21 protein-coding genes and 1 tRNA gene are annotated in these 23501 nt (G+C 57.4%); 10 read left to right on the top strand and 12 right to left on the bottom strand.

Annotated elements, in window-relative coordinates:
* The first annotated feature begins 525 nt into the window (after positions 1-525).
* Both HHJ16_RS02795 and HHJ16_RS02790 read left to right on the top strand, forming a co-directional pair.
* Positions 526-3399: a DUF349 domain-containing protein gene (locus HHJ16_RS02795; RefSeq protein WP_293640452.1), complete on the top strand. Its 2874-nt coding sequence runs from the start codon at positions 526-528 to the stop codon at positions 3397-3399.
* The gene (locus tag HHJ16_RS02790; protein WP_293640451.1) at positions 3396-4085 is read left to right on the top strand and encodes a hemolysin III family protein; all 690 of its coding nucleotides are present in this window, start codon (positions 3396-3398) and stop codon (positions 4083-4085) included. Before HHJ16_RS02795 ends, HHJ16_RS02790 begins: the two co-directional genes overlap by 4 nt.
* A 332-nt stretch (positions 4086-4417) precedes the next feature.
* On the opposite strand, the gene HHJ16_RS02785 is transcribed toward HHJ16_RS02790, so the two are convergent.
* The 7 genes from HHJ16_RS02785 to HHJ16_RS02755 all read right to left on the bottom strand — a co-directional run bounded on the left by HHJ16_RS02785 (position 4418) and on the right by HHJ16_RS02755 (position 10490).
* Positions 4418-4966, bottom strand: a complete 549-nt coding sequence (locus HHJ16_RS02785) for a cytochrome b/b6 domain-containing protein (RefSeq protein ID WP_293640450.1) — start codon at positions 4964-4966, stop codon at positions 4418-4420.
* Positions 4967-5214: 248 nt separating this feature from the next.
* Positions 5215-6000, bottom strand: coding sequence for a M90 family metallopeptidase (locus HHJ16_RS02780; RefSeq protein ID WP_293640449.1), 786 nt, complete (start codon positions 5998-6000; stop codon positions 5215-5217).
* Between the two features lie 36 nt (positions 6001-6036).
* Entirely contained in the window at positions 6037-6873 is an 837-nt protein-coding gene (locus HHJ16_RS02775) for a UDP-2,3-diacylglucosamine diphosphatase (protein ID WP_293640447.1), read from the bottom strand.
* Between the two features lie 33 nt (positions 6874-6906).
* Positions 6907-7413, bottom strand: a complete 507-nt coding sequence (locus HHJ16_RS02770; RefSeq protein ID WP_293640446.1) for a peptidylprolyl isomerase — start codon at positions 7411-7413, stop codon at positions 6907-6909.
* Between the two features lie 20 nt (positions 7414-7433).
* Positions 7434-8084: a peptidylprolyl isomerase gene (locus HHJ16_RS02765; RefSeq protein ID WP_293640778.1), complete on the bottom strand. Its 651-nt coding sequence runs from the start codon at positions 8082-8084 to the stop codon at positions 7434-7436.
* On the bottom strand, positions 8084-9364 hold the full coding sequence (locus tag HHJ16_RS02760) for a L,D-transpeptidase family protein (RefSeq protein WP_293640445.1): 1281 nt from the start codon (positions 9362-9364) through the stop codon (positions 8084-8086). The genes HHJ16_RS02765 and HHJ16_RS02760 overlap by 1 nt, the downstream gene beginning before the upstream one ends.
* 79 nt (positions 9365-9443) lie before the next feature.
* Positions 9444-10490, bottom strand: coding sequence for a tetratricopeptide repeat protein (locus HHJ16_RS02755; RefSeq protein ID WP_293640444.1), 1047 nt, complete (start codon positions 10488-10490; stop codon positions 9444-9446).
* Between the two features lie 294 nt (positions 10491-10784).
* Here HHJ16_RS02755 and cysS point away from each other — a divergent pair, with 294 nt between their 5' ends.
* The 6 genes from cysS (at position 10785) to HHJ16_RS02725 (ending at position 16502) form a co-directional block, all read left to right on the top strand.
* The gene (cysS, locus tag HHJ16_RS02750) at positions 10785-12173 is read left to right on the top strand and encodes a cysteine--tRNA ligase (protein ID WP_293640442.1); all 1389 of its coding nucleotides are present in this window, start codon (positions 10785-10787) and stop codon (positions 12171-12173) included.
* A gap of 52 nt (positions 12174-12225) precedes the next feature.
* Positions 12226-12951 carry a DNA-3-methyladenine glycosylase 2 family protein gene (locus HHJ16_RS02745; RefSeq protein WP_293640441.1) on the top strand — a complete coding sequence of 242 codons (726 nt, stop codon included), beginning with the start codon at positions 12226-12228 and terminating at the stop codon, positions 12949-12951.
* 24 nt (positions 12952-12975) lie between these two features.
* Entirely contained in the window at positions 12976-13956 is a 981-nt protein-coding gene (locus HHJ16_RS02740) for an acetyl-CoA carboxylase carboxyltransferase subunit alpha (RefSeq protein ID WP_293640440.1), read from the top strand.
* A 55-nt stretch (positions 13957-14011) separates the two neighbouring features.
* Positions 14012-14971, top strand: coding sequence for a tRNA lysidine(34) synthetase TilS (gene tilS, locus HHJ16_RS02735; protein WP_293640439.1), 960 nt, complete (start codon positions 14012-14014; stop codon positions 14969-14971).
* Between the two features lie 135 nt (positions 14972-15106).
* The gene (locus HHJ16_RS02730) at positions 15107-16375 is read left to right on the top strand and encodes an aspartate kinase (protein ID WP_293640437.1); all 1269 of its coding nucleotides are present in this window, start codon (positions 15107-15109) and stop codon (positions 16373-16375) included.
* A gap of 34 nt (positions 16376-16409) precedes the next feature.
* A tRNA-Ser gene (locus HHJ16_RS02725) sits at positions 16410-16502 on the top strand.
* Between the two features lie 196 nt (positions 16503-16698).
* On the opposite strand, the gene HHJ16_RS02720 is transcribed toward HHJ16_RS02725, so the two are convergent.
* Together HHJ16_RS02720 and hemH are read right to left on the bottom strand one after the other, a co-directional pair.
* The gene (locus HHJ16_RS02720; protein ID WP_293640436.1) at positions 16699-17112 is read right to left on the bottom strand and encodes a S4 domain-containing protein; all 414 of its coding nucleotides are present in this window, start codon (positions 17110-17112) and stop codon (positions 16699-16701) included.
* A 233-nt stretch (positions 17113-17345) separates the two neighbouring features.
* Positions 17346-18449, bottom strand: a complete 1104-nt coding sequence (gene hemH / locus HHJ16_RS02715; protein ID WP_293640435.1) for a ferrochelatase — start codon at positions 18447-18449, stop codon at positions 17346-17348.
* A gap of 19 nt (positions 18450-18468) precedes the next feature.
* Here hemH and HHJ16_RS02710 point away from each other — a divergent pair, with 19 nt between their 5' ends.
* Positions 18469-19164 carry an HAD-IA family hydrolase gene (locus HHJ16_RS02710; RefSeq protein ID WP_293640433.1) on the top strand — a complete coding sequence of 232 codons (696 nt, stop codon included), beginning with the start codon at positions 18469-18471 and terminating at the stop codon, positions 19162-19164.
* Between the two features lie 37 nt (positions 19165-19201).
* Here the strand turns inward: HHJ16_RS02710 and hpnE are convergent, their stop codons facing one another.
* The 3 genes from hpnE to hpnC are packed head-to-tail and all read right to left on the bottom strand — an operon-like array spanning position 19202 to position 22258.
* On the bottom strand, positions 19202-20497 hold the full coding sequence (hpnE, locus tag HHJ16_RS02705) for a hydroxysqualene dehydroxylase HpnE (protein ID WP_293640432.1): 1296 nt from the start codon (positions 20495-20497) through the stop codon (positions 19202-19204).
* Between the two features lie 17 nt (positions 20498-20514).
* On the bottom strand, positions 20515-21357 hold the full coding sequence (hpnD, locus tag HHJ16_RS02700) for a presqualene diphosphate synthase HpnD (RefSeq protein ID WP_293640431.1): 843 nt from the start codon (positions 21355-21357) through the stop codon (positions 20515-20517).
* A 52-nt stretch (positions 21358-21409) separates the two neighbouring features.
* Positions 21410-22258, bottom strand: coding sequence for a squalene synthase HpnC (hpnC, locus tag HHJ16_RS02695; RefSeq protein ID WP_293640430.1), 849 nt, complete (start codon positions 22256-22258; stop codon positions 21410-21412).
* A 122-nt stretch (positions 22259-22380) separates the two neighbouring features.
* On the opposite strand from hpnC, the gene HHJ16_RS02690 reads away from it, so the two are divergent.
* Entirely contained in the window at positions 22381-23499 is a 1119-nt protein-coding gene (locus tag HHJ16_RS02690; protein ID WP_293640429.1) for an efflux RND transporter periplasmic adaptor subunit, read from the top strand.
* Positions 23500-23501 lie beyond the last annotated feature (2 nt).

The raw sequence follows: 23501 nt of genomic DNA, 5'->3' as shown, positions 1-23501 counted from the left end.
TCACTGACGCTGACAATCGATGACTGGGAAATCGCCAAAGCCAGATCGCCGCCTCTTCGAGGCCAGAAGGTACCCGAGCCCCTGGCAGTGCCCAGCTTTTCCTGGTCAGCCCCCAGCGCAAGGTCCAACGTATCTGTATAGAAGCATCACTGCACTTAGCGGCTCAACACGCAGCGGACGTCGGAGATTGCTTCGCCGCCCAAAATTTGTCGAGCGAGTTACCCTTTCCGGGAGTCGGCAAAGCCGTGCGACCGAAGGCTCGTTGGAGCCCTTGCACCGAACTTAATTTGGTGCTGCCGTAAAAACAGCGAAAATACACGCATTGCTTTATTTTTTGAGCTAAAGGTATTCGGGCCTTCCAAGTCCTGGCCCAAATTTTTCCCCACTCATCGTCCCCTGTCTCTCGCCCGGTTTATCCCCCCATCCATTGCTGTCGGTAGTGGCAGGCTTACAAACTCCGGGGCTTTGAGTGCTCGGTGTGCGTACCGTTGTTGATTATTTTTTTGAACTGATTGTTGATTTTTTATGCTGCGTTTCCCCCTGTCCAAATCTTCCAAAGCTGAAACCACCCCGGCCGGAGCTTCTGCCGTGAAAATCGGTGCGGCCAAATCCACTGAAGTCCATCCGTTGGACGGACTGACGGGCGGCGCCTTTTCAGCAGCCACATCGGGTGAGCGTGTCGCGCGCATTCGCCAGTGGCTGACCACCGAGCCTACGTCCGATCAAATGGCCGAGGTATACAAAGATCTAGCGAATCGTGACAAGGGTGCCGCCAAACCGTTGAAGGAAAAGCTCGACGAAGTCAAGCGCAGCAAAGGACAGGAAGCGGTCGCCGCCGAATGGGCTCAAAAAGCGCAGGGTCTTTTGGATTTGCCCAAGCTCAACCTCGCTAATGCCTTGGCTTGGCAGCGCGATGCAGCCAAGGCCGGTGCGCCTTTATCCAAGGAACCCTTGGCCGGACTGAAAGTGCAACTGGCAGACCGCGTGAAAACTATTGAAGACTTGCAGCACCGCACCCAGGTGCAGCGCGAGGCCGCCGTCTTGATTTCGCAGCGCATTGAGGTGTTGTCCATCAAACCCTGGCGCGAAGCGGAAGTGGTGCTTGACACCTTGCTCGCCGATGTGGCGCGTTGGCAGGCCCAGGCCGATGAGCTCACGCGAGATTCCAATTGGACCAGCGTGGATGCCAAATTTCCGCCGCTGCTTGACGCTTCGCGCGGCCAGTTGCTGGCGGTCTGGGACGCGTTCCAGGGCGCGCTGGCGCTGGCCGTGAAAGCCTCTATGGACGCCGCGGCGCCATTGCCCGCCGTTCCCGTCTGGGCTAACGAGTTGCGCGCTGCACGCGGTGTGGGAAGCGTGGTGTCAAAAACTGAGTACAACGGCGTTAACGAGGTCAGCCCGCCCGCCCGTGCGCCAAAAACCAAAATCGACCCGGCTGTTTTGAAGGAAATGCGAGAGAAGTCTTCAGCCATCGTGCACGAAGCGCTATTAAAACTGGAGCATGAAGTCACCGAAGGTCACGGCAAAGCCACACCCAAGGTAGCCGCAGACTTGCGCCAGGTACTAAAAGAGAATATTCGCAACATCGACAGCAAGCTTGAAGCGGCGGCGCACGCCGCACTGACCGCAGCGGGCGAGCTTGAAGGTTGGCAGCGCTGGCGCGCCGACCAGATCCGCGAAGAGCTGGTCGTCAAGGCCGAAGCGCTGGTGGCCAAACCCATGGGTGGCCGCAAGCAGCAGGACACCTTGCGCGTCATGCGAGACCAGTGGAAGACGAGCGACCAGGGCGGTACGCCCAACCACGCGCTGTGGAAACGTTTTGACGACGCTTGTAACGAAGCCCACAAAGTCGTCGAAGTCTGGCTTGAAAAATCCAAAGAGCAGACCGAGGCTGCCCTGGCCCAACGACACGTATTGATTGATGAGGTGCTGGCTTGGGCCGAAACCCACAAGACCAACACCGATTGGAAGCACCAGATTCGCAGCCTGAACGGATTTGTGGATAAATGGCGCGAAGCGGGGCATCTGGGTGAAAAAGCCTTCGCGGAAATCCAGCCGGTCTGGAAAGCCGCGATGGATTCGGCCGACGCACCGCTAACCGCCGCGCGCAACGAAAGCTTGGCACGCCGCAAAGCCATGATTGAAGAGGCGCAAGTGCTGGGCGCCGAGCCGCAACTTCGGATTGATACCGTGAAAGCCCTGCAGCAGCGCTGGCAACACGAGGCACAAAGCGTGCCGATTGAGCGCAAGCAAGAGCAAAAACTGTGGGACGCTTTCCGCAAGCCCATTGACGACGCCTTCCAGCGCAAAACTGCCGACCGTGAAAAGGCCGCGGCATCGCTTGGCGAGCACGATCGCTACGTGGTGGAGGCCGCTAAGGCCCTGGACGCCGCCAATGCCAGTGGCGATGCGCAGAAAATTCACGCCGCCGCCAAGTCGCTTGAGGCCATTATTCGCGGGCAACTGCCAGTAGCGGCTGCGCCCGCAGCCGCCTCAGTTAAAGCCGTTGAAGCGGGTGGCGCTGTCGCGACTGCAGACGCGGTAGTCAGCGCTGACGCAGTGTTAATTTCTGAAGAATATCAGTCTGAAGCCTCAGAAGCGCAGACGCTACCTGCTACAGAAAATATAGCAGAAGAGATCGCTCCTGCCGTCGAGCCTGCAGTAGAGCCCGCTGAATCTGCGCCCGCCCCAGCCGCCAAGCCCGCCAAGCCCGTTGTGGCGATGCGCGGCGATGATCGCCCTGGCATGAGAAAAACCGAGTCCGCAACGACAGGTCGTGGCGGAAAATTTGGTGACCGTAAAGATTCGCGCCCGGGCAGCAAACCCGGTGGCCCGCGCGCCAGTAGCGACAACAAGTTTGAGCCGTACCGGGCTGACCGTGAGAACCGGGGTGATCGCTTCAACGACCGTCCGGCCTTCGAAGACCGCGGCCCGCGTCTGGGTGACGCTGCCTTCCGCGCGCAACGCGAGGCCTTTGAAAGCGCCAACATGGCCTTGAAAAAGCTCGCGATGCTGGCACATGGCGAAGTACTGACCCACCTCCTCACCGCCTGGGAGACACGTGATCCGGTGCAACTGCCTGGCGCGCAGGAATTAGGCAAGCAAGTTACCGCCGCTGTGCGTAGTAGCTGGGTTCAGGCACTCAGTGTGCCGTCTGGCAAGGCGGTATCCGAAGCCCCCGAAGCACTACTGCGCCTGGAAATGGCGGCCGAGCTTCCGACGCCAGCTGAGCACATCAGCGCCCGGCGCATGTTGCAGCTGCAATTACTGACCAAGCGCAATGCACCCACTCCGGCGGAAACCTGGGGTGAAGATGCCGCCAAAGTGCTGTCGGGCGACTTTGACGCCAGCAATGCCCGGCGCGTACAAAACGTGCTGAAAGTGTTGCTCAAACGATGACCTCTCTAGCGCCGACTGCGTTGGTTGCTGCGACCTTGCCGCAGGAGCGGCCGCAGTCGCTGGGCGAGGAGATTGCCAACAGCCTCAGTCATGGCGTGGCTTTGTTGGCCGCTGCGGTCGCGGCCCCTTTTCTGATAGTGGCCGCGGCACATCGCGGCGACACCGCCGGCATTGTCGGTGCCAGTGTTTTTGCCGCCACCATGGTGTTGCTTTATTTCACCTCCATGCTGTACCACGCCCTGCCAGCCGTGCGGGCCATGCGCGCCAAGAAGGTGTTTCAGATCCTCGACCACAGCGCAATTTACCTGTTGATTGCCGGCACCTACACCCCGTTCACGCTCGGCGTGCTGCGCGGAGCGTGGGGCTGGACTTTGTTTGGGCTGGTCTGGGCGATGGCGCTAGCGGGGATGGCGGTCAAGGCGATAGCCGGCATTCGCTACCCTTGGATTTCCACGGGCCTCTATCTGGCTATGGGCTGGATTGCTGTGATAGCCGTCAAACCCATGTTGCAGTTAATGCCCGCTTGGGGGCTGTTCTGGTTGCTGGCGGGTGGTGCTTCTTACACCTTGGGGGTGGCCTTTTTTGCCACCGATGGGCGGCTTCGCTATGGGCATTTTGTGTGGCACCTGTTTGTGGCGGGCGGCACTGCGTGCCACTTTATCGCCGTCCTCGAATACGCTGGCTGAAACCTTGGACAAGACTGATCGTGCAATTTAATTAATCGCCAGTGGTTCAGCGTCTTGTCGGGTTACAGATGTAGATGGTTAAAAAAATCGATGGCGTGAATTTCCTACAACGAAGCATGCTGTTCGGGGAAGTCGCTGCAGTTATTCGATCTGCAGCTTGTTGAAGACAGACTCGTGTAGATGCGACCGATTGAAATCGGTGCCCCAACGTCTACGTCTCGGCCCAGCCAAAACTGCGGGCGCGCTGAGGGATGGATTACCTACCTGGGTGAATGGGTTGATTCCGCCTTGAACCAGCGTTCTTGCGAGTCACTGCGGCGAGTTGAGAAAAATCAACTTTTAGAAAACCACATGCGCTGAAAAACTGCATCTTTATTGATGACAAGATGCTTTAGCGCAGCCAAGGTGTGTAGCGAAATCAGGCCGACAAGAACCCACGTAGTGATCGAATGGGCGGTAAAGAAAATTTCTGCAAAACCGTGGTTAGCTTCAAACACACGCGGCAGTGGCAGTCCGAAAAACAAAAAGTCTTTTTTACTCAACAGGGAACCCATGATCCCGAAAATAGGCATTGCAATCATTGATGCATACAGCACGAAGTGGCTCGCGGCAGATGCGGTGACCTCCCAGGGCTGAGTGCTTGCGGGCAGAGAGGTTGGCTTATGACCAAGGCGCCAGACCAAGCGTAAAAGAACGAGCAAAGCGATTATGAGTCCGATTGATTTGTGCAGGTTGAAATACCAGGCACTGCCCGGATCCTCTTCAATCGACATCATGTACCAGCCCAGACCAATCATGCCGGTGATGAGGATGGCCAGCGTCCAATGAAGAAAAACGGCTGGGGATGCGTAGGGTGCGGTCTTGTTGGCAGTGGTGAACAATGTTGAACTCATATTTTGACTTTCATAAATCTGGACAAAGCTGTTGGGTAGCAGAAGCGGATCAGCTAAATTTTGAGTGTTTTATCTTACGAGGCAAATATTAAAGAAATATTAAACCGCCTCGGGTGTCGAAATGCAGGATGGCCTGCACTTCAGCCAACATCACGGATGTCTAAGAGCCTGGATTTTTTCCAGACTGAACAAAGATTTGAGTTCGCATTTAAATATATAGCTGCTTGCGCTCTTATCTATTTGGACAGGGCCGTATCAGACTCAAAGAACTGGTCAAATAGTGCAGTCAGAGTTGGGAAGTCCTGTGTGAAGCGCGGCCGGTTGACGAAATAGGCCTCAGAGGCCACCGCAAAAAATTCAGCGGGAGATTCGGTGCCATACCGGTCCAGCCATGGCAACGCGCCGCCAAAGCGTTCCGCGACAACCACCTTCTCGCAAAAGGTATCGTAGGCGGGTTGCATTACAGCGTGCCATGCTGTGTGAGCAGCGCGCGAGGGCAAGGGCGGGCAGCCGTCAGCAGCCCCACTGCGCATGTCGATTTTGTGAATGAACTCGTGAATCACGACGTTGTAGCCGCTTTCAGCAGACTTGCCTGCTGCCGCCACATCCTGCCAGCTTAGGGTGACCGGGCCGAGCACCATGGCTTCACCCTGCAGCACTTCGTTATATCGGTGCACCACGCCGTTGTCGTCTGTGACCACACGTCGGGCCAGCATGGCGCCGGGGTGTACGACGATGCCTTTAAAGTCGTCATACCAGCGCAGGCCTAAGTGCAGGACAGGCAGGCAGGCTTGTGCCGCAATTGCAACCGCCATCTCGTCTGTCACCGTCAGACCATGCGCTCCCGTGAACTCTTTATGCCTCAAAAACTGGCTGACGAGGCTGCGCAGGCGCAAGTGATCGGCGACAGAACGGCGGGCCAGAAAAGGGTAGCGCAGCAAGGTGGCGAGCCACAAGGCATCGGGAATGGTGCCGGGGCGGACGCTCGGGCGCTGAAACAGCGTTTGCAACCAGTTCGGCATACGTCGGGCGCCTCGATTAGAAGGTTGCAGGGAAGCTTAGAGCAGGGGAATGCGCTGCAGGCCGCTGCCGGAGAGTCGCAGCACTTCGGCGCGCGGCACCTTAGCTCGGGCATCCCAGTCGCTCAGTACCACGCGCGTCAAGCCCTCGCCGAGGTCATGCTCGGCGGGCTGGTGAGTGTGACCATGAATCAGGGTGTGGGCATTGGCGGCGTGCAACCAATAGCGGGCCTCTTGGGTGTCCACGTCGACATACTTTGCTCCTAAATGCTTGCGCGCTTCACTCTGCTGCCGCAAACTACGGGCGATGGCGTGGCGCTCTGCCAGTGGTTTGGCCAGGAAGGCGTGCTGCCATATTGGGCTACGTACCTGGTGGCGAAATTGTAGGTAGTCGACATCACCCAGACATAGCGCGTCCCCATGCGAGAGCAGCCAGCGTTGGTCTTTGGCGCCGCCGTGGCCATGAAACACGAGCACGGTCGGATCAGCCAGCAAGGTGGTGTTGCACAGATTCATCAGCCTTTTGTCGACCAGAAAGTCGCGGTTGCCGCGCATGAAAAAGAGCGCCAGACGGCCTGCCGTGTCGCCCAGAAGCTGGGCGCAGCGATCTTCAAAGCCCGCTGTGGACGGCGCTAAATCGGCATCCAAAGAGCTGCCATGCCGTAAGTCTTGGCTTACCGAGTCGTCGCCCACCCAAACTTCAAACAGATCTCCCAAAATAAACAGTGCATCTGCCGGAGTACTTTCCAGGTAGTGCTGCCAGACCGTGAATGTAGCCGGCTCATCGGCGCTTAAGTGCAGGTCTGAAATGAAGTCGACTGTGCGCCAATTAGCGGAGGCGTGGAGCTCCGCAATCTGGGGCAAGGCCTGGGCCATAACAAAGGGGAGGGAAGTGGGTGGCTTGGAAGATTAGAGTGCGACGGCTTTTTCGATCACCACGTCGTCCATCGGCACGTCGTCATGAAAGCCCTTGCGGCCGGTTTTGACAGCCTTGATTTTGTCAACAACCTCTTTGCCCGCTATCACTTTGCCAAACACGGCATAACCCCAGCCCGAAGCGCTCGGTGCGGTGTGGTTTAGAAAGCCGTTGTCAGAAATGTTGATGAAAAACTGTGAGCTGGCCGAGTGTGGTGCATTGGTGCGGGCCATTGCGACGGTGTAGTTGTCGTTTTTCAGGCCATTGTTGGCTTCGTTTTCGATTTCGCCATCGGTCGCTTTTTGCTTCATGCCCACCTCAAAACCACCGCCTTGCACCATAAAGCCAGGGATCACGCGGTGAAATACTGTGTTCGTGTAATGGCCTTTATTGACATAGTTCAGGAAGTTGGCGACAGACAAGGGCGCTTTGACGGCGTCCAGCTCAAGCGTGATGACGCCGTAGTTTGTGATGTGGAGTTCTACTTTTGGATTGGTCATGGAATTCCTGTATCGGTGAATTAGTTAACGAGGGAGGCAGATTTAATGATTACCGGCGTTTTGGGTACGTCTGAAGGGAAGGGACCCCCTGCGCCAGTCGGGACCGATTTGATCTTGTTGACCACTTCCATGCCGCTGACGACCTTGCCGAACACGGTATAGCCGTAAGCATTTGGCGTTGGATTCAGGAAGTCGTTGTCCTTGACGTTGATGAAGAACTGCGACGAGGCGGAGTTGGGGTCGTTGGCGCGAGCCATGGCGAGCGTGCCGACCACGTTTTTGGAACCGCCTTTGGCGAGAGCTTCACGGCCTTCGTGCACTACCGGCGCGCGAGTGGCTTTCTGGACATAGTTTGCGTCGAAGCCGCCACCCTGAACCATGAAGTTGTCGATCACGCGATGAAAAACGGTGCCGTCATAATGTTTTTCTTTTACATACTGCAGGAAGTTCTCCACCGTCTTGGGTGCTTTGTCGGGATAGACCTCAACCACGAAGCTTCCCTCGGTAGTAACAAACTTTACTCTCGGTGAGGTTTGCGCTAGTGCCGGGCCGGCGAGGGAACTCAACCATACAAGGGCTGCCGCAGCAAGCCATGCGCGACGCTGCGAATTGACGCTTCTGATTTGCCTGAAAAAGGTGAATGACTTCGAGAATCCTAGTAGCGCTGCCATCAAATCGTTCCTTCAAAAAATATTTTCCACTGGTTGCCTTGACGAGTCCAATACTGGCGCTTGGTGCGACCGGTAGTAGCGCCTTTGATCAGCTCGCCAAAGGTTACCACCATGGTGTCGGCGCTGTCGGTCCAGCGGAGGTAAGACACATCTTTCATCTGGATGTCGCGCCCGCCCAGCTGCTTGAGTTCGGCTTGCAGCGTAGGTGTCCATTCGGTTAGCGTTTTGCCGTAGCTGGTGAAGTCGGGTGTGTACCAAGTCGTTAGCCGCGCCATGTCGCCGCTCGATTTTGCGTTGTGCCAGCCCTGGAGGACATCCTCGAAAGATTTGACGTCGGCTTTCAAGGATTGCGGCGCGACCCATGTGAGGTTTTTGGCAATCACGACTGGCGTGCTGCGGATTTCGACCGTGCTGATGAGGCGATTCAAGTCCGGATTGGCCAGCACTACACAACCATCGGTGGCCAGCGGTGCCCGCGCGAACTGCGCCGGTGGTGTGCCATGCAGCCAGATACCACCGCCAGTTTTACCGCGTTTGACATCCAGCTGATTGGGGTAATTAATGGGCAGCGCCCCCGAACCATAAAAATCGCGCAACGATTTTGGGTTGAGGTTGCTGCTAATGAAATACACCCCCAGCGGCGTGCGCATGTCGCCTTCGACGGATTTTTCAATCCCTGATTTGCCGACCGAGATATAGTAATCCGCCAGTAGTTTGATGCCCGCCGGGGTGTTCTCAAACAGGTAAAGACGTGACCGTGAGGTGTCGATGGCAATTGCGTGTTTGGTGCGCAGTGAGAGCGCAAGAAACTGCGATGGCACCATGCCGGGCGCCGGCCTCTCGCGCAAAGCGCGCAGGCGCAGTTGTGACTCTTGACGCAACTCAGCCAGTAAAGGTCCTGCGGCTTTAGCAGCCGACTCCAGCGCATTGCCAGGCATGTGTTCCGAACGGGTGCGGTTCACCAGCAAATCACCATACGCCAACTGTGCAAGCTGGAAGTTGGGATGGTCCTGAATCAAGACTTCAGCTTGCCGCAGCGCTTCGCGGGTGTTCGCCTGACCTATCAGTTTGTAAATTTCAATTAGCCGCGCCTCGGCTTCGCCATCTCGCGCTTCGCGCCGGACTGGAACGCTGGCGGATTGCACTGAGAGGGGCAGCTTGTTCGCGGCTTGGCGATGTGCTCGGACATGGGTAGGGTTATGGCCTTCACCGTGTGCAGATTGCGCGGCCAAGGCCAAGCCAGGTGCGGTAAAAAAAAGAGCGGCTATGATCTTTTTCATAAGGAATTCCACAGGAAATTTCCGGTGGATAAAAACAGACGCGCGAGGGCTGGAACGCTGGTCAATTGGCCACCGGTCATCAACTACCCGTAAATTCCTTGACGATAAGCCAATGGTCACCGACCTTGGCCATTTCGAGTGTCTTGCGGCTTGAAACGTTGAGCGATTCGGCGCTGTAGTCCTGCTTGAATTTAGCGGTGGCCTTGCGCCCTTGCACTGCAATCGATAGATTGGATAGTTTCACGCTAATGTGCGACTTGCCAACAATGCGTGCGCGGCGATCGATTTCCCAGTCTTTACGCGACTGCTTGCCCGGGGTGTCAAAGTTCTGGCCATAGCTAGACAGGTAGGACTTGATATTTTTACTCGACCAGGCTTCGGCCCAAGCGTGCACGGCCGCCGTTACCTCTTTTTCGGTATCGAGAGTAGTCGAGGCCGAGGGTGCTGTGGCTGGGGAGCTTGCTGCAGGCGCCGGTTTGGCGGTTGAGGGCGGCACAGCGACTGTCGGGGGAGTTGCTGCAGGAGCCGGAATTGACTTGACTGCAGGGGACGGTGGAGCAGCCATGACTGCAGGCTTATGCTGCCCTTTGGGGTCAGCAGAAAACAAGGTGCGAATCAAAGCCAGCTTGGGTTGCACGCCCGTGTTGCTGCCATCTAGTTGCAGGGCCTTGCTGTAAGCCCGGCTGGCGAGCCGGGCGTAAACATCGCCGAGATTTTCATGGGCGGTGGCATAACTAGGGTTGGTGCGTATCGCCATTTCAAGTGCGGCCCTGGCTTTGTCAAACTGGCTTTGGCCGGCGTACAGCACCGCCAGGTTGTTGTAAGGCTCCGGCAGTTCGGGGTAGTCCCCTGTAATTTGGGTAAAAGTTGCAATCGCGTCGCTGGTCTTGCCGGTTTCGGTCTGGATCACCCCTTTGAGAAAACGCATTTGGGGATCGCGCGGCTTGCTGGCAAGGTACTGTTCGGCCTTGGCGAGCGCCTCCGGGTACTGGCTAGCGCGTACCAGGCGGCTGACATCGGCGTAGTCGTCGGCATACACTGTAGAAACTGACAGCGTGGCAGCCAACATCAGCATCCGCAAGGCGGCGGACAGTGGGTTGCGTAAAAAGAATGCTGGCGTGGGCATAGGGACTCTCGCTATTATTTTGGAGCGCTGGACAGCCTTTGGAGGAAAGCTCGGCATCAATAGTCCGGCCTTTTAAGGCGCAAGGAGGACAATTGGCTGCTGTTTCACAAGCTGGATATACTGCCGCATTGTAGCTGAGGGGTATAGTTCACGACGATCCGGATTTCGTACTTTCCCCGCTTTACCGCAAGTTCTTGTGCCTCCGCTTTATTGTTCCCCGCTCTTCGGGGAAGCCGTAAGATAAGGCTTTCCCTCTACTGACCGATTGACGTCAGGCCACGCCCCAGACAACTCATGAGCCTTCGCATTTACAACACGCTCTCGCGTGCCGTAGAAAATTTTTCTCCCCTGGTACCCGGTCACGTACGCATGTATGTGTGCGGCATGACGGTGTATGACCTCTGCCACTTGGGTCATGCACGCGCGATGCTGGCTTTTGATGTGGTTCAGCGCTGGCTTCGAGTCAGTGGCTTGCAGGTGACGTATGTGCGCAACGTGACCGACATTGATGACAAAATCATCAAGCGAGCGGTTGAAAACGGTGAAACCATACGAGCTCTGACCGACCGCATGGTTGAGGCATTACATGAAGATGCCGATGCGCTCGGAATAGAGCGCCCTACCCATGAGCCACGCGCTACCGAATTTGTGCCGGAAATGCTCCAACTCATCGGCCTGCTCGAAAAGAAGGGGTTGGCTTACCAGTCCCATACGGGCCAGAACAAGGGCGATGTGAACTATGCGGTGCGCAAGTTTGAGGGCTACGGCAAGCTCTCGGGGAAGTCGCTTGATGAGTTGCGAGCCGGTGAACGAGTGCATGTTGCGGACGGAAAGGACGATCCGCTGGACTTTGTGCTCTGGAAAAGCGCGAAGCCCAACGAGCCGGCTGACGCCCAATGGGAGAGCGCCTATGGCCGCGGCCGCCCCGGCTGGCACATTGAATGCTCCGCCATGGCCTGCCAGTTATTGGGGGAATCGTTTGATATTCATGGGGGCGGCGCCGACCTGCAGTTTCCGCATCATGAGAACGAAATTGCCCAGTCTGAAGGCGCTTTTGCCAAGCCGCTGGCTCGCGTCTGGATGCACAACGGTTTCGTGCAGATTGACGAAGAGAAGATGTCCAAATCGATTGGAAATTTTTTCACCATTCGCGAAATTCTGGCTAAATACGAGGCCGAAACAGTACGCTTTTTTATTATCCGCGCGCACTACCGAAGTCCGCTGAATTACAGCGATGCACACTTGGACGATGCCCGCAATTCCCTCAAACGTCTGTACACCGCCCTCAGTCTGGTGCCCCCCGTCCCGCTGACGATTGACTGGCGGGAGCCATTTGCCGCCCGTTTCAAAGTGGCCATGGATGATGATTTTGGAACGCCGGAAGCGGTTGCTGTGCTGTTTGAACTGGCGAGTGATGTCAACAAGACTGGTTCAGCGAAATTGGCGGGTTTACTGAAGGCCTTGGGCGGTTGCCTGGGCCTGCTTCAAAGTGCACCGGATAGCTACCTTCAGGCCGGCTCCATGCTCGACGACGCCCACATCCAGAGCCTGATTGCGCAGCGCGCGGACGCCAAAAAAACTAAAGACTTTGTGGCCGCGGACTGCATTCGCAACAAGTTGCTGGACAAGGGCATTGTATTGAAGGACTCGCCCCTAGGCACCACCTGGGAGGTGCAGTCGTGAATTGTTTAAAACATTTTTATCAGCAGTCTTTCCATGACGGGCGCAAGCAGCTATGAAAAAGATAGTGAGAAGTGGCCCTGCCAGTACCGAATTGATCGAACTGCCGGAGACGGCAGGCACCCTAGGGGCAACCGCCACGGTGCCTGCGTATTGGGCCGAGGCTTGCAAGCACTTGGTAACCAAAGACCGGGTGATGAAACGGTTGATCCCGCAATTTGGCGACACCTGCCTGCATGCGGGCGGCGACGCCTTCAGCACGCTGGCGCGCAGCATTGTGGGGCAGCAGATCTCTGTCAAGGCGGCGCAGACCGTTTGGCACCGCTTTGCCGCTTTGCCTAAAGAAATGTCGCCGGGCCATGTGCTCCGGCTCAAGGTCGATGACATGCGCGCTGCGGGCCTGAGTCCGCGCAAGATCGAGTATTTGGTCGACTTGTCGATTCACTTTGACGCGGGCACCGTCCACGTGACGGACTGGCAGTCCATGGACGACGACGCCATCATTGCCGAGCTGGTGGCCATTCGCGGCATCGGCCGATGGACGGCCGAGATGTTCCTGATTTTCTACCTGACTCGTCCTAACGTATTGCCGCTGGACGATGTCGGCTTGATCAACGGTATCAGCCAAAACTATTTTTCCGGCGAATCGGTCAGCCGCAGTGATGCAAGAGAAGTCGCTGCTGCCTGGGCGCCCTACTGCAGTGTGGCAACTTGGTATATTTGGCGATCTCTGGACCCCCTACCGGCTCAGGGTGTAGAGCAGACCACTGAGTTGATGTAAGTTAAGAAGCTTGAGGAGCAGTCCATGGCAAAAAAAACCTTCCTTGATTTCGAGCAGCCAATTGCGGAACTTGAAGGAAAAATTGAAGAACTGCGTTATGTGCAGACCGAGTCAGCAGTTGATATTTCGGAAGAAATTGATCAGCTGGCCAAAAAGAGCCAGCAACTCACCAAGGACATTTACAGTGTCTTGACCCCGTGGCAGATTACCAAGATCGCCCGCCACGCAGAGCGTCCCTACACGCTCGACTATGTCAAAGAGATCTTCACGGATTTTGTAGAACTGCATGGCGACCGGCACTTTGCCGACGACTTGAGCATTGTGGGCGGCCTGGCCCGTTTTAACGGCACGGCCTGCATGGTGCTGGGCCACCAGAAAGGGCGCGACACCAAAGAGCGCGGCCTGCGCAATTTCGGCATGAGCAAACCAGAGGGCTACCGCAAAGCGCTGCGTCTCATGAAAACGGCCGAAAAGTTCAAGTTGCCGGTGTTCACATTTGTCGACACTCCTGGCGCTTATCCAGGTATTGAAGCCGAAGAGCGTGGACAGTCCGAAGCTATTGGACGCAATATTTTTGAAATGGCGCAACTCGAAGTCCCCATCATCACCACCATCATTGGTGAAGGCGGGTCCGGTGGCGCGCTGGCGATCTCGGTCGGCGATCAAGTGGTGATGCTGCAGTACTCTATTTACTCTGTCATCAGCCCGGAAGGCTGTGCGTCCATCCTCTGGAAAACCTCGGAAAAAGCGCAATTAGCCGCTGAAGCGCTGGGCATCACAGCGCACCGGCTAAAGGCCTTGGGAGTGATCGACAAGATTGTCAACGAACCGGTGGGCGGTGCGCACCGCGACCCCAAGCAGATGGCGGCATTCTTGAAGCGCGCGCTGAACGACGCGTTCCGGCAGGTGAGCGACTTGAAGGTCAAGGAGTTGCTGGACCGTCGTTATGAACGCCTGCAAAGCTATGGCCGCTTCACCGACACCAAAGCCGACGCTGGCAAATAAGCTTTCGGCGTCATTACCAACTGCTCGCGGCAAGCCTGCCAGCCCGGTTCAACCCGTGAATCCGGCGCTTCCGGCCGTGCAGCAGCTGGCGAACATTTCTTCGCTGGTATTGCCTATAGGCGTGGCCTACAGCGGCGGAGCAGATTCCACCGCGCTGCTGCTGGCCGCCGTGCAGTGCTGGCCGGGCCAGGTTCAGGCCATTCATATTCACCATGGGCTTCAAAACGCAGCCGATGACTTCGTGCTCATTTGCCAATCAACCTGTTCGGACGTAGGGGTTCCGCTGCATGTCCTGAATGTGGACGCTGGCCACGCGCCGGGCGAAAGTCCTGAAGACGCGGCGCGACGGGCGCGCTACGCGGCGCTCGCGCGCAGTGCGAAGCAACAGGGCTTGGGGGGCGTATTGCTGGGCCAGCATGCGGATGACCAAGCGGAGACTATCTTGTTGGCGCTCAGTCGCGGCGCCGGTTTGCCGGGCCTGTCGGCCATGCCCGAGCGGTTTGAGCGTGGTGGCGTGGAGTTTTATCGCCCGCTGCTGCAAATGTCTTCGGTAAATTTGCGTGAATGGCTGGTTCACCAGAAGATTTCTTTTGTTGATGACCCGAGCAACACCGATGAGCGCTATACCCGCAACCGTATTCGGGCGCGGTTGATGCCTGCGCTGGCGGCAACGTTTCCACAGTTTCGAACCACCTTTGCGCGCAGTGCCCAGCACGCCGCGCAGGCACAAGTTTTGTTACTTGAAATTGCCCAGCAGGATTTGATGGTGGTCGGTGCGCCGCCGGCCATCCGAGCGTTGCAAGCCCTGTCGCCGCCGCGCCAAGCCAATGTGCTGCGCTACTGGTTACTGCAGCAGCGCGCCACGCCCAGTGCCGCGCAGCTTAAACAGTTGTTGGCGCAAATTGCTGCGTGCACCACCCGTGGACACCAGATTCATCTCAAGGCGGGCACGGGTCACGTGACGCGCATGGGGGCCGTGCTGAACTACACCATCGTGGCGGACAAAACGCTCTAGATACGTCGCTGTCCTAGGTATAATTTAAGGCTTCGCGGGTAGCCAACAGGCTGTTTTACGACGCGTGTAACCGCGTTTTGAACGACGAATCCCTGCAAAAAATGTTTGCAACAAACTTCTGATTGACATTCTGCAATGGCATTGATCGTTCATAAATACGGCGGTACTTCGATGGGCTCGACCGAGCGCATCCGCAATGTGGCTAAGCGCGTCGCCAAGTGGGCGCGGGCAGGTCACCAGATGGTCGTCGTCCCTAGCGCCATGAGCGGCGAAACCAATCGCTTGTTGGGTTTGGCCAAAGAACTGGCACCCGCAAAATTTACGGAGGCGTACGGCCGGGAACTTGATGCGCTGGCTGCGACTGGCGAGCAGGCCTCCAGCGCGTTGCTGGCGATTGCGCTGCAGGCTGAAGGCATGCAGGCGGTGAGTTATGCCGGTTGGCAAGTCACTATCAAGACCAACAGTGCTTACACCAAAGCCCGCATCGAGTCGATTGACGACGAGAGAGTTCGCGCTGACCTGGACGCTGGCAAGATTGTGGTCGTCACCGGCTTCCAGGGTATGGACGAGGGCGGCAACGTCACCACGCTGGGTCGCGGCGGTTCAGACACGTCGGCCGTGGCGATTGCGGCAGCACTTAAAGCCCATGAATGTCTGATCTACACCGACGTGGATGGTGTCTACACAACCGACCCTCGCGTCGTGCCTGAAGCGCGTCGCCTGCAAACCGTGAGCTTTGAAGAGATGCTGGAGATGGCCTCCATGGGCTCCAAGGTGCTGCAGATTCGCTCGGTTGAGTTTGCTGGGAAGTACAAGGTACCCCTGCGCGTGCTGTCCAGCTTCACCGACTGGGACATGGATATCGGCGTAGAAGCCAAATCAGGCACTTTGATCAGTTTTGAGGAAGACGAAAATATGGAACAAGCCATCGTATCGGGTATCGCATTCAACCGGGATGAAGCCAAAATTTCAGTACTCGGCGTGCCAGACACCCCAGGCATTGCCTATCAGATTCTCGGTGCCGTGGCCGACGCCAACATCGAAGTTGACGTGATCATCCAAAATATCAGCAAAGACGGTAAAACCGACTTCAGTTTTACCCTGCACCGCAACGATTACGCCAAAGCGCTCGATTTGTTAAAGGCGAAGGTGCTGCCCTCGCTGGGTGCGCAGGAAGTTATCGGTGATGCCAAAATTTGCAAGGTTAGCATCGTCGGTATCGGCATGCGCAGCCATGTAGGGATCGCCAGCAAGATGTTCCGTGTTTTGAGTGAAGAGGGCATCAACATTCAGATGATTTCAACCAGTGAAATCAAGACCTCGGTCGTCATCGCCGAAAAATATATGGAACTGGCCGTGCGGTCGCTGCACAAAGCTTTTGACTTAGACCAACCCATTGCCTGAAATGGCTCGGAAGTCGTGAGATAATCCAAATATTGGAAACGTGACCGAGTGGCCGAAGGTGCTCCCCTGCTAAGGGAGTATGGGGTGTAGAGCCTCATCGAGAGTTCGAATCTCTCCGTTTCCGCCAAGGAACAAACAATGACGCCCCACGGGGCGTTTTTGTTTTTTTACTCATATTTCTGCCCCGAATCAAATGGACGAGAGGGGGCGGCGCGGGCGGCACCGGTTCTGGCTTGGGCGAGGTGATAGGTGGCCGAAAAGGGGCGACAAAGCGCTGGCGAACCCGGGAACTCACCTTGCGCTCAAAAAAATGTAGCGACGCGCTAATCGGCCGACGCACTCCAGCGGTTGTTCCAAGCTTTGTCTTGGGCCTTGTCTATTGAGCGACGGTCTCGTTTGGTGGGGCGTCCGTGTTCTTGACTGGTCGCAGACCCGTTGCCCAGTTGGCGCTGCTCGCTCGCATCGGCTCTCAAGCGGAGGCTTTCTTCGGTCTCTTCATAAAGTTGCTGCGCAACAGGCGCTGCGCCTCGTTGGTTGACGATGCCACGCACGACCAAGGTACGAATCACCGTGCCTTGCCGGAGGGCCACCGTGTCACCCACTTTGATCTCGCGCGCCGGCTTGACTTCCTGCCCATTGATACGCACGCGCCCCTTGCCGATTTCTTCGACAGCGAGCGATCGGGTTTTGTAAAAGCGGGCCGCCCAAAGCCACTTGTCGATACGTAATTTTTCCATTGCACGCTATTTTGAACTGCTTTTTTGTTGTCGGCTGAGTCGGCGGTCTTGCCCCAAAGAGTGACTTTTTCGTGCGAATGAAGGCACTGGCGATTCCTTGGCACCCAATTTGTGCGCGCTGTGCGGCAGCGGACAGGGCTTAAACAGCTGGAAACTTCTGAAGTCAGCCAGTGACAAAAATTAAAGGCGTGCAACGTAAGTTATAAATGTAGTTACAGCGATTTGTTATCGCCCTATTGCTTCGCCCCGAGCGCCAATGCGGCTGCGCGGGAGGCCGCAAGCATTGCCTCATTCGGTCCGGTCTGGGTTGGCCAGCCAGCCAGGTGCTGAACACTGAATTCTGCCAAAGCGGCTAACCACTCCGGGCTGTCATTCAGGCAGGGAATGTAATTGAAGGTTTTACCGCCTGCCTCTAAAAAAGCGTGGCGCGCTTCCATCGAAATTTCTTCAAGGGTTTCCAGGCAATCGCCAGTGAAGCCGGGGCATAGCACGTCGACGCTTTTTACACCGGCTTGCGCCATCTTGATCAGGGTGGGTTCGGTGTAGGGCTGCAGCCATTTGGCTCTGCCAAAGCGTGACTGGAAGGTGACTTTATAACGGTCTTTTGTCAATCCGAGTTTTTCGGCCAGCAGGCGCGCGGTTTTTTGGCATTCGCAGTGGTAGGGGTCGCCCAGCATGAGCGTGCGTTCTGGTACGCCGTGAAAGCTCATGACGAGCTGTTCCGCCTGCCCGTTTTTCCGCCAGTAGGCACGAATTTTGTCGGCCAATGCAGCGATGTAGCCCGGCGTATCGTGGTAATGGTTGATAAACCGAAACTCGGGAATCTGGCGCGCTCGGGCGGCCCAGCTGTACACCGCGTCAAACACACTGGCGGTGGTAGCCGCGCTGTACTGCGGGTAGGCCGGCAAAATAAGGACGCGAGTCACGCCATCAGCCTTGAGCTGATCGAGCTGCGAAGCAATGGACGGGTTGCCGTAACGCATGGCGTAGCGCACTTCTACCGTATGCCCTCGCACACCCAGGTAGCCGCACAGCATAACCGACTGTTTTTGTGTCCAGACCTTGAGTGGCGAGCCTTCGGGCATCCAGATGCTGGCGTATTTGGCCGCCGATTTTTTTGGTCGGAAACGCAGAATAATGCCGTGTAATATGAGCCACCAAATCGGCCTCGGAATTTCGACTACGCGTGAGTCGCTTAGAAATTCAGCGAGGTAGCGGCGCAGCGCGGGGGTGGTGGGCGCATCCGGTGTACCTAGATTGCAGAGCAGGATGGCGGTGGATGAAGAGGTCGCCGGCGGAGCGCCATGGCTAAAGGAAGGCTCAGGTGCAAAAGTCATGGGTTATTCTCGCCTACCTATGCTCGATCTGACAATCATAAAAGCCATAACCCTGGATCTTGACGATACCCTCTGGCCCATCTGGCCTGCCATTGAACGGGCCGAGAAGGCGCTGGATGGCTGGTTAGGTCGGTATGCGCCGATGACCGCAGCGCTGTTTTTGAACCCCGCAACACGGCATGAAGTTCGCGAACAGGTGATTCGTTCTCGGCCAGACCTGAAGCACAACTTGAGTGCGATTCGCCTGGAGACGATACGACTGGCGCTTCTCCGTGCCGGGGAAAATTCTTCCTTGGCTGAAATCGCTTTCGATGTTTTTTTTGTGGAGCGTAACCGGGTCACGCTATTTGACTGCGCTTTACCGACACTTAAATTTTTAGCTACTCGTTTTCCGTTGGTGGCAGTGTCCAATGGCAATGCGGACATCAAACGCATTGGAATTGATTCGTATTTTTGCGCCAGCATTAGTGCCCAACAGCTTGGGGTGGGCAAGCCCGATCCCCGCATTTTTCACGCAGCCGCCGCCGCCGCTGAGGTCGCACCGAGTCAGGTGCTGCATGTTGGGGACGACGCTGCTTTGGATGTACTGGGCGCACTCAATTGCGGCATGCAGACCGTGTGGGTTAATCGGTCTGAGCAGGTATGGACGCACGCTGCCGTACCGCATAAGACCGTCGCCACGCTGACGGAACTGTGTGCGTTGTTCCCCACCTGAGTTCGGCAAGCTGTTTTGGAGCCGTCTCAAATGACGCTCAAATAAAACGCGGGCATGGCTTTGCAGAACCTCGGCGGGCCGCTTCCAAGCCCGAGCGCACGGCCCCTTCCAGGGTGGCCGGATAGGGCCCGGCAATGTAGTCACCGCACGCCAGCAGGCCCGCTGCCACTTCTGCTGCGGGGCGTTGCAGTCCCGGTGTGCAGGCAAAGGTCGCGCGCTTTTCCACAATGGTTTGCACGGATTTAGGCGTGCTGAGTCCTAATTGCCGGGCGGCTTGCGCCAGCACTTGCGACGTCAAGGTTGCGCTGTCGCCCAAGCTGGCACTGATCACGAAAGCGAGTAAACCCGCCGGACCTCCCAGTTGGCCGCGGTCGAATACAAACTGGGCTGGTTCGTTGATGCCGGGACGCAGGAGCAGCATCGGCTGGCTCAGGCGCGCATCAGGCGCTTGGGCATACACCGTGGTCAGTGCCTCGTGTTGCAAACTGCGCGCCTGCGCCAGCCATCCGTCAGCCGCAACGCCGCTTCCTTCGACGAGGCGCGCCGCCTCGTGCGGGGGGCAGGCCAATATCACGCGGTCAAAAATGGTGTGGGTGTCGGTAATGACCCTCCAGCCCGAGGCGGCGGGGGTCACAGAATGCACCCGCGCGCCCAGATGCGTGAGTCCACCTCGAACGGCGAGCCAAGCCAGCGCGGCGTCGGGCAACAGGGTGCTCAGGTCTACCCGCGGCAGCAGTAGGTTGGAGCCACCACTTTTCGAAAATAGCGCATCACGCAGCACCCGCAAGAACACCTGCCCGCTGGCGCGTTCTGGCGGCGTGTTCAGCGCGGAGACGCATAGCGGCTCGATCAATGAGGCGATGACACCCGGTGTCAGGGCTTTGCTCAAGTCGGTGACCGATTCACCGGTCCCGCATTTAAACCCGCGGAGTTGCCAGCCAATCGCTACCTTGAGGAGCGAGTGCTTGTCAGCCCAAGACCATCCTCGTGCGGTCAGGATGCCTGTGAATGCGTCTAGCGGAGCGGGCAGCCGGGGTAATTTGATTCCGCTGCCGTCAAAGGACTGCAGCGTCAGCGGCAAACGCAGCAAGGAAGCCTCCACGTCTATGCCAAGTTCGGTCATCAGACGCAGGGTTTCGGAATACGCGCCAATCAGGATGTGCTGGCCGTTGTCGAGGGTGACAGGCTGGCCCGATACTGTCGCGGCAACCCGCCGGGCGCGCCCACCGGCTGTGCGCGCGGTCTCAAACAGGGTGGCCTGGTGACCCAGTCGCATGCTCTCGACCGCAGCTGCGCAGCCCGCCCATCCTGCTCCGACAACCGCGACCTTCATGATCTGAATGACATGCCCTACACCACGCGACCAAAGGCTTGCGTTTTCCACGCCAGCCAGAATTTGCGCAACGGCGTAAGGCTCACGCGCTGGTGCAGCACCTGGTAGCCGTCGGCTGCAATTTCCCGCAGCAGCGTGCGGTAAATGCTGGCCATCATGAGGCCAGGTTTTTGGGCCCGGCGGTCAGTTTCGGGTAGCAGCGCCAACGCCTCGTCATAAAGGGTTAGCGCGCGCTGGGTCTGGAACTTCATCAGCGCGTTGAAGCGTTCCGAATACTGACGATTCAAAATTTCGTGGGTCTTCACTTCAAACTGCTGCAACTCATTCATCGGCAGGTAAATGCGGCCTCGTCGTGCGTCTTCACCCACATCACGGATGATGTTGGTGAGCTGAAACGCCAGGCCGAGCTTGTGCGCGTAAGCTGTGGTCGCTTCTTGTGTCTGGCCAAAAATGCGGGCAGCCACCTCGCCAACGATGCCCGCCACCAAGTGGCAGTAGCGGGTGAGTCCGGGAAAGTCGAGATAACGATTTTGCTCCAGGTCCATCTGGCAGCCTTCAATAACCGCCTCCAGATGATGCGCCTCGATGTGGTACCTGGCTGCCCGCGGCATGAGCGCCTTCATGACAGGATGGGTGGGGTTGCCGGCATAGGACTTGACGACTTCGCCGTGCCACCAGGCCAGCTTGGTTCGCGCCACGCCGGGGTCAGCGACTTCATCCACCACATCGTCAATCTCGCGGCAGAAAGCGTAAAACGCCGTTATGGCGGCCCGGCGCTCTTGAGGTAAAAACAGAAACGCGTAATAGAAACTGCTACCGGAGGCGGCGGCTTTTTGCTGGACATATTGCTCGGGCGTCATACGCTGATTGTTGCATGCGAAAACGGCGCTTGCAGAGGCGCTGGGATGGCGCTTACATCCATAAAGCACGCCAGCCCATCACCACGATGTCCCAGGGGCCTAGCGTGGGACGTTGTGTGAGCGTGTTGAAGTTCAACGCCTCAATCTTGTCCAGAATGCGTAGACCTCCTTGCACCACCAGCCGCAACTCCCAGCCGCCACGACCCGGTATTTTCTTTACCAAGTCTGACCCTTTTAGCATTCTGGCTCTTGCTGATATGACGCAGTCAGCGATCAGACTAATAGTGCTTGGGTGGAGGCTGAGTGCCAGTAACTGTGCTTCATCCACGCCGTGCGCTTGCAAAGCATCGGCGGGTAGATAGAGACGTCCGCGTGCGATATCCAGGCTCAGATCTTGCCAGAAATTGATAAGTTGCAGGGCGGTGCAGATGCAGTCGCTCTGTTGCAGCGAGCGCTCGTCGTGAACTCCGTAGAGATGCAACAGCAGGCGTCCCACCGAGTTGGCCGAGAGCTTGCAGTAAGCGAGTAGTTCATCCTCTGTGGCATAGCGCTGCTTGACAATGTCCTGCTCAAAGGCGCTGAGCAGGTCGGCCAGCAACTGGATGGGCAGCCCGAATTTCAAAATCATCGGTCGCAGACGATTGAACACAGAGGCCCAGCGGAGCGAGGGGGGCTGGCCGGCGTCGGTGGCCATCAAGTCGGCGCGATAGGCCGCAAGGGCAGTAAGGCGCATCTGGGGTGTGGCATTGCCCTCGTCTGCAAGGTCATCAGCGGTCCGCGCGAACCAGTAAATCGCGACAATAGCCGGGCGCAGATGCGGAGGACACAAGCGGGACGCCACCGGAAAATTCTCATAATGGCTCACGCCCTGGCCAAATGGTTGCGGTGTGCCGTGTTTCATACAGCAGATTGTCGCTTGACACCCCTGCGTCTTTAACCTAAATTACTAACCAGTCAGTCATTAACTGGCGCTTTAAGCACTTAGCGCTTCGATTCCTCCCGGGTTTCTCATTTCATAAGAGCATGAAAAAAATTGTTTTAATTTTGGCTAGCATGGCCGTCTTGTTGGCAGCCTGTTCTAAACCCGCGCCGCCTGCAGAGCCAGTTCGGGCTGTCAAAGTAATCAGGGTCGGAGCCAACGACCTGTCTTGGCGCCACGAGTACTCGGGTGAAGTCAGGGCACAGCTCGAGTCTCGGCTGGGTTTTCGGGTCGGCGGCAAGCTCATCAAACGGCAAGCCGAACTTGGTCAGCACGTCAAGTCGGGCCAGGTGTTGGCGCAATTGGACCCGCAGGACTACAGGCTCGCCGCGGATGCAGCCCGAGCCCAAGTCGCTGTAGCAGCGACCAACCGGGATTTGGCGGTCGCGGATTTCAAGCGCTACAAACTACTGAAAGACCAGAGCTTCATCAGTGGTGCTGAGCTGGAACGGCGCGAGACCACGCTCAAGGCCGCCCAGGCGCAACTGGACCAGGCCCAGTCCCAGCTGGCGGTGCAAGGGAATCAGGCCACCTATACGTCACTGCTGGCCGATGTGTCGGGCTTCGTGACTGCCATCGAAGCCGAACCGGGTCAAGTTGTGGCGGCTGGTTCGCCAGTGGTGCGCATAGCGGCAGACGGCGCGCGCGATGCGGTGTTCTCCGTGCCCGAAGACCGGATAGCCGACATAAAGGTCGGCGCACCAGTGAGGATTCGTGTGTGGGCAAAAGATACCGAGCTGCCGGGTAAAGTGCGCGAGGTGGCCGCGAGCAGCGATCCGGTCACGCGAACCTATCTCGTCAAGGTTGCCATTGGTACAGAAGCGCCGCCGCCGCTGGGTGCCACGGTCTATGTGGTCCCAGAAATCGGCGTCGCGGCGGCTGTGCCGCTCATCAAACTCCCAAGCTCCGCCTTGGTGCAGCAGGGCAAGAACACGGCGGTGTGGGTACTCGACAAAAGCCTCATGACCGTCAAATTGCAGGCGATCCAGATCGCCACAGCCGACGGCAACCAGGTCGTTGTGGCGGCGGGTTTGCAGCCCGGCATGCTGGTGGTCAGTGCCGGCGTTCACGTATTGTCACCCGGCCAGAAAGTCACTATTTATCAAGCAAAAGAGATGCCTGCCCCGGCGGTTTCTTCCCGAGCAGCGTCCGCCGCGAAGTGAAG

The sequence above is a fragment of the Polaromonas sp. genome (assembly GCF_012927485.1).
Taxonomy (GTDB): Bacteria; Pseudomonadota; Gammaproteobacteria; order Burkholderiales; family Burkholderiaceae_C; genus Polaromonas.
Note: the sequence above shows the minus strand (reverse complement) of the source record. Positions and strands in the feature narration are given on the sequence as shown.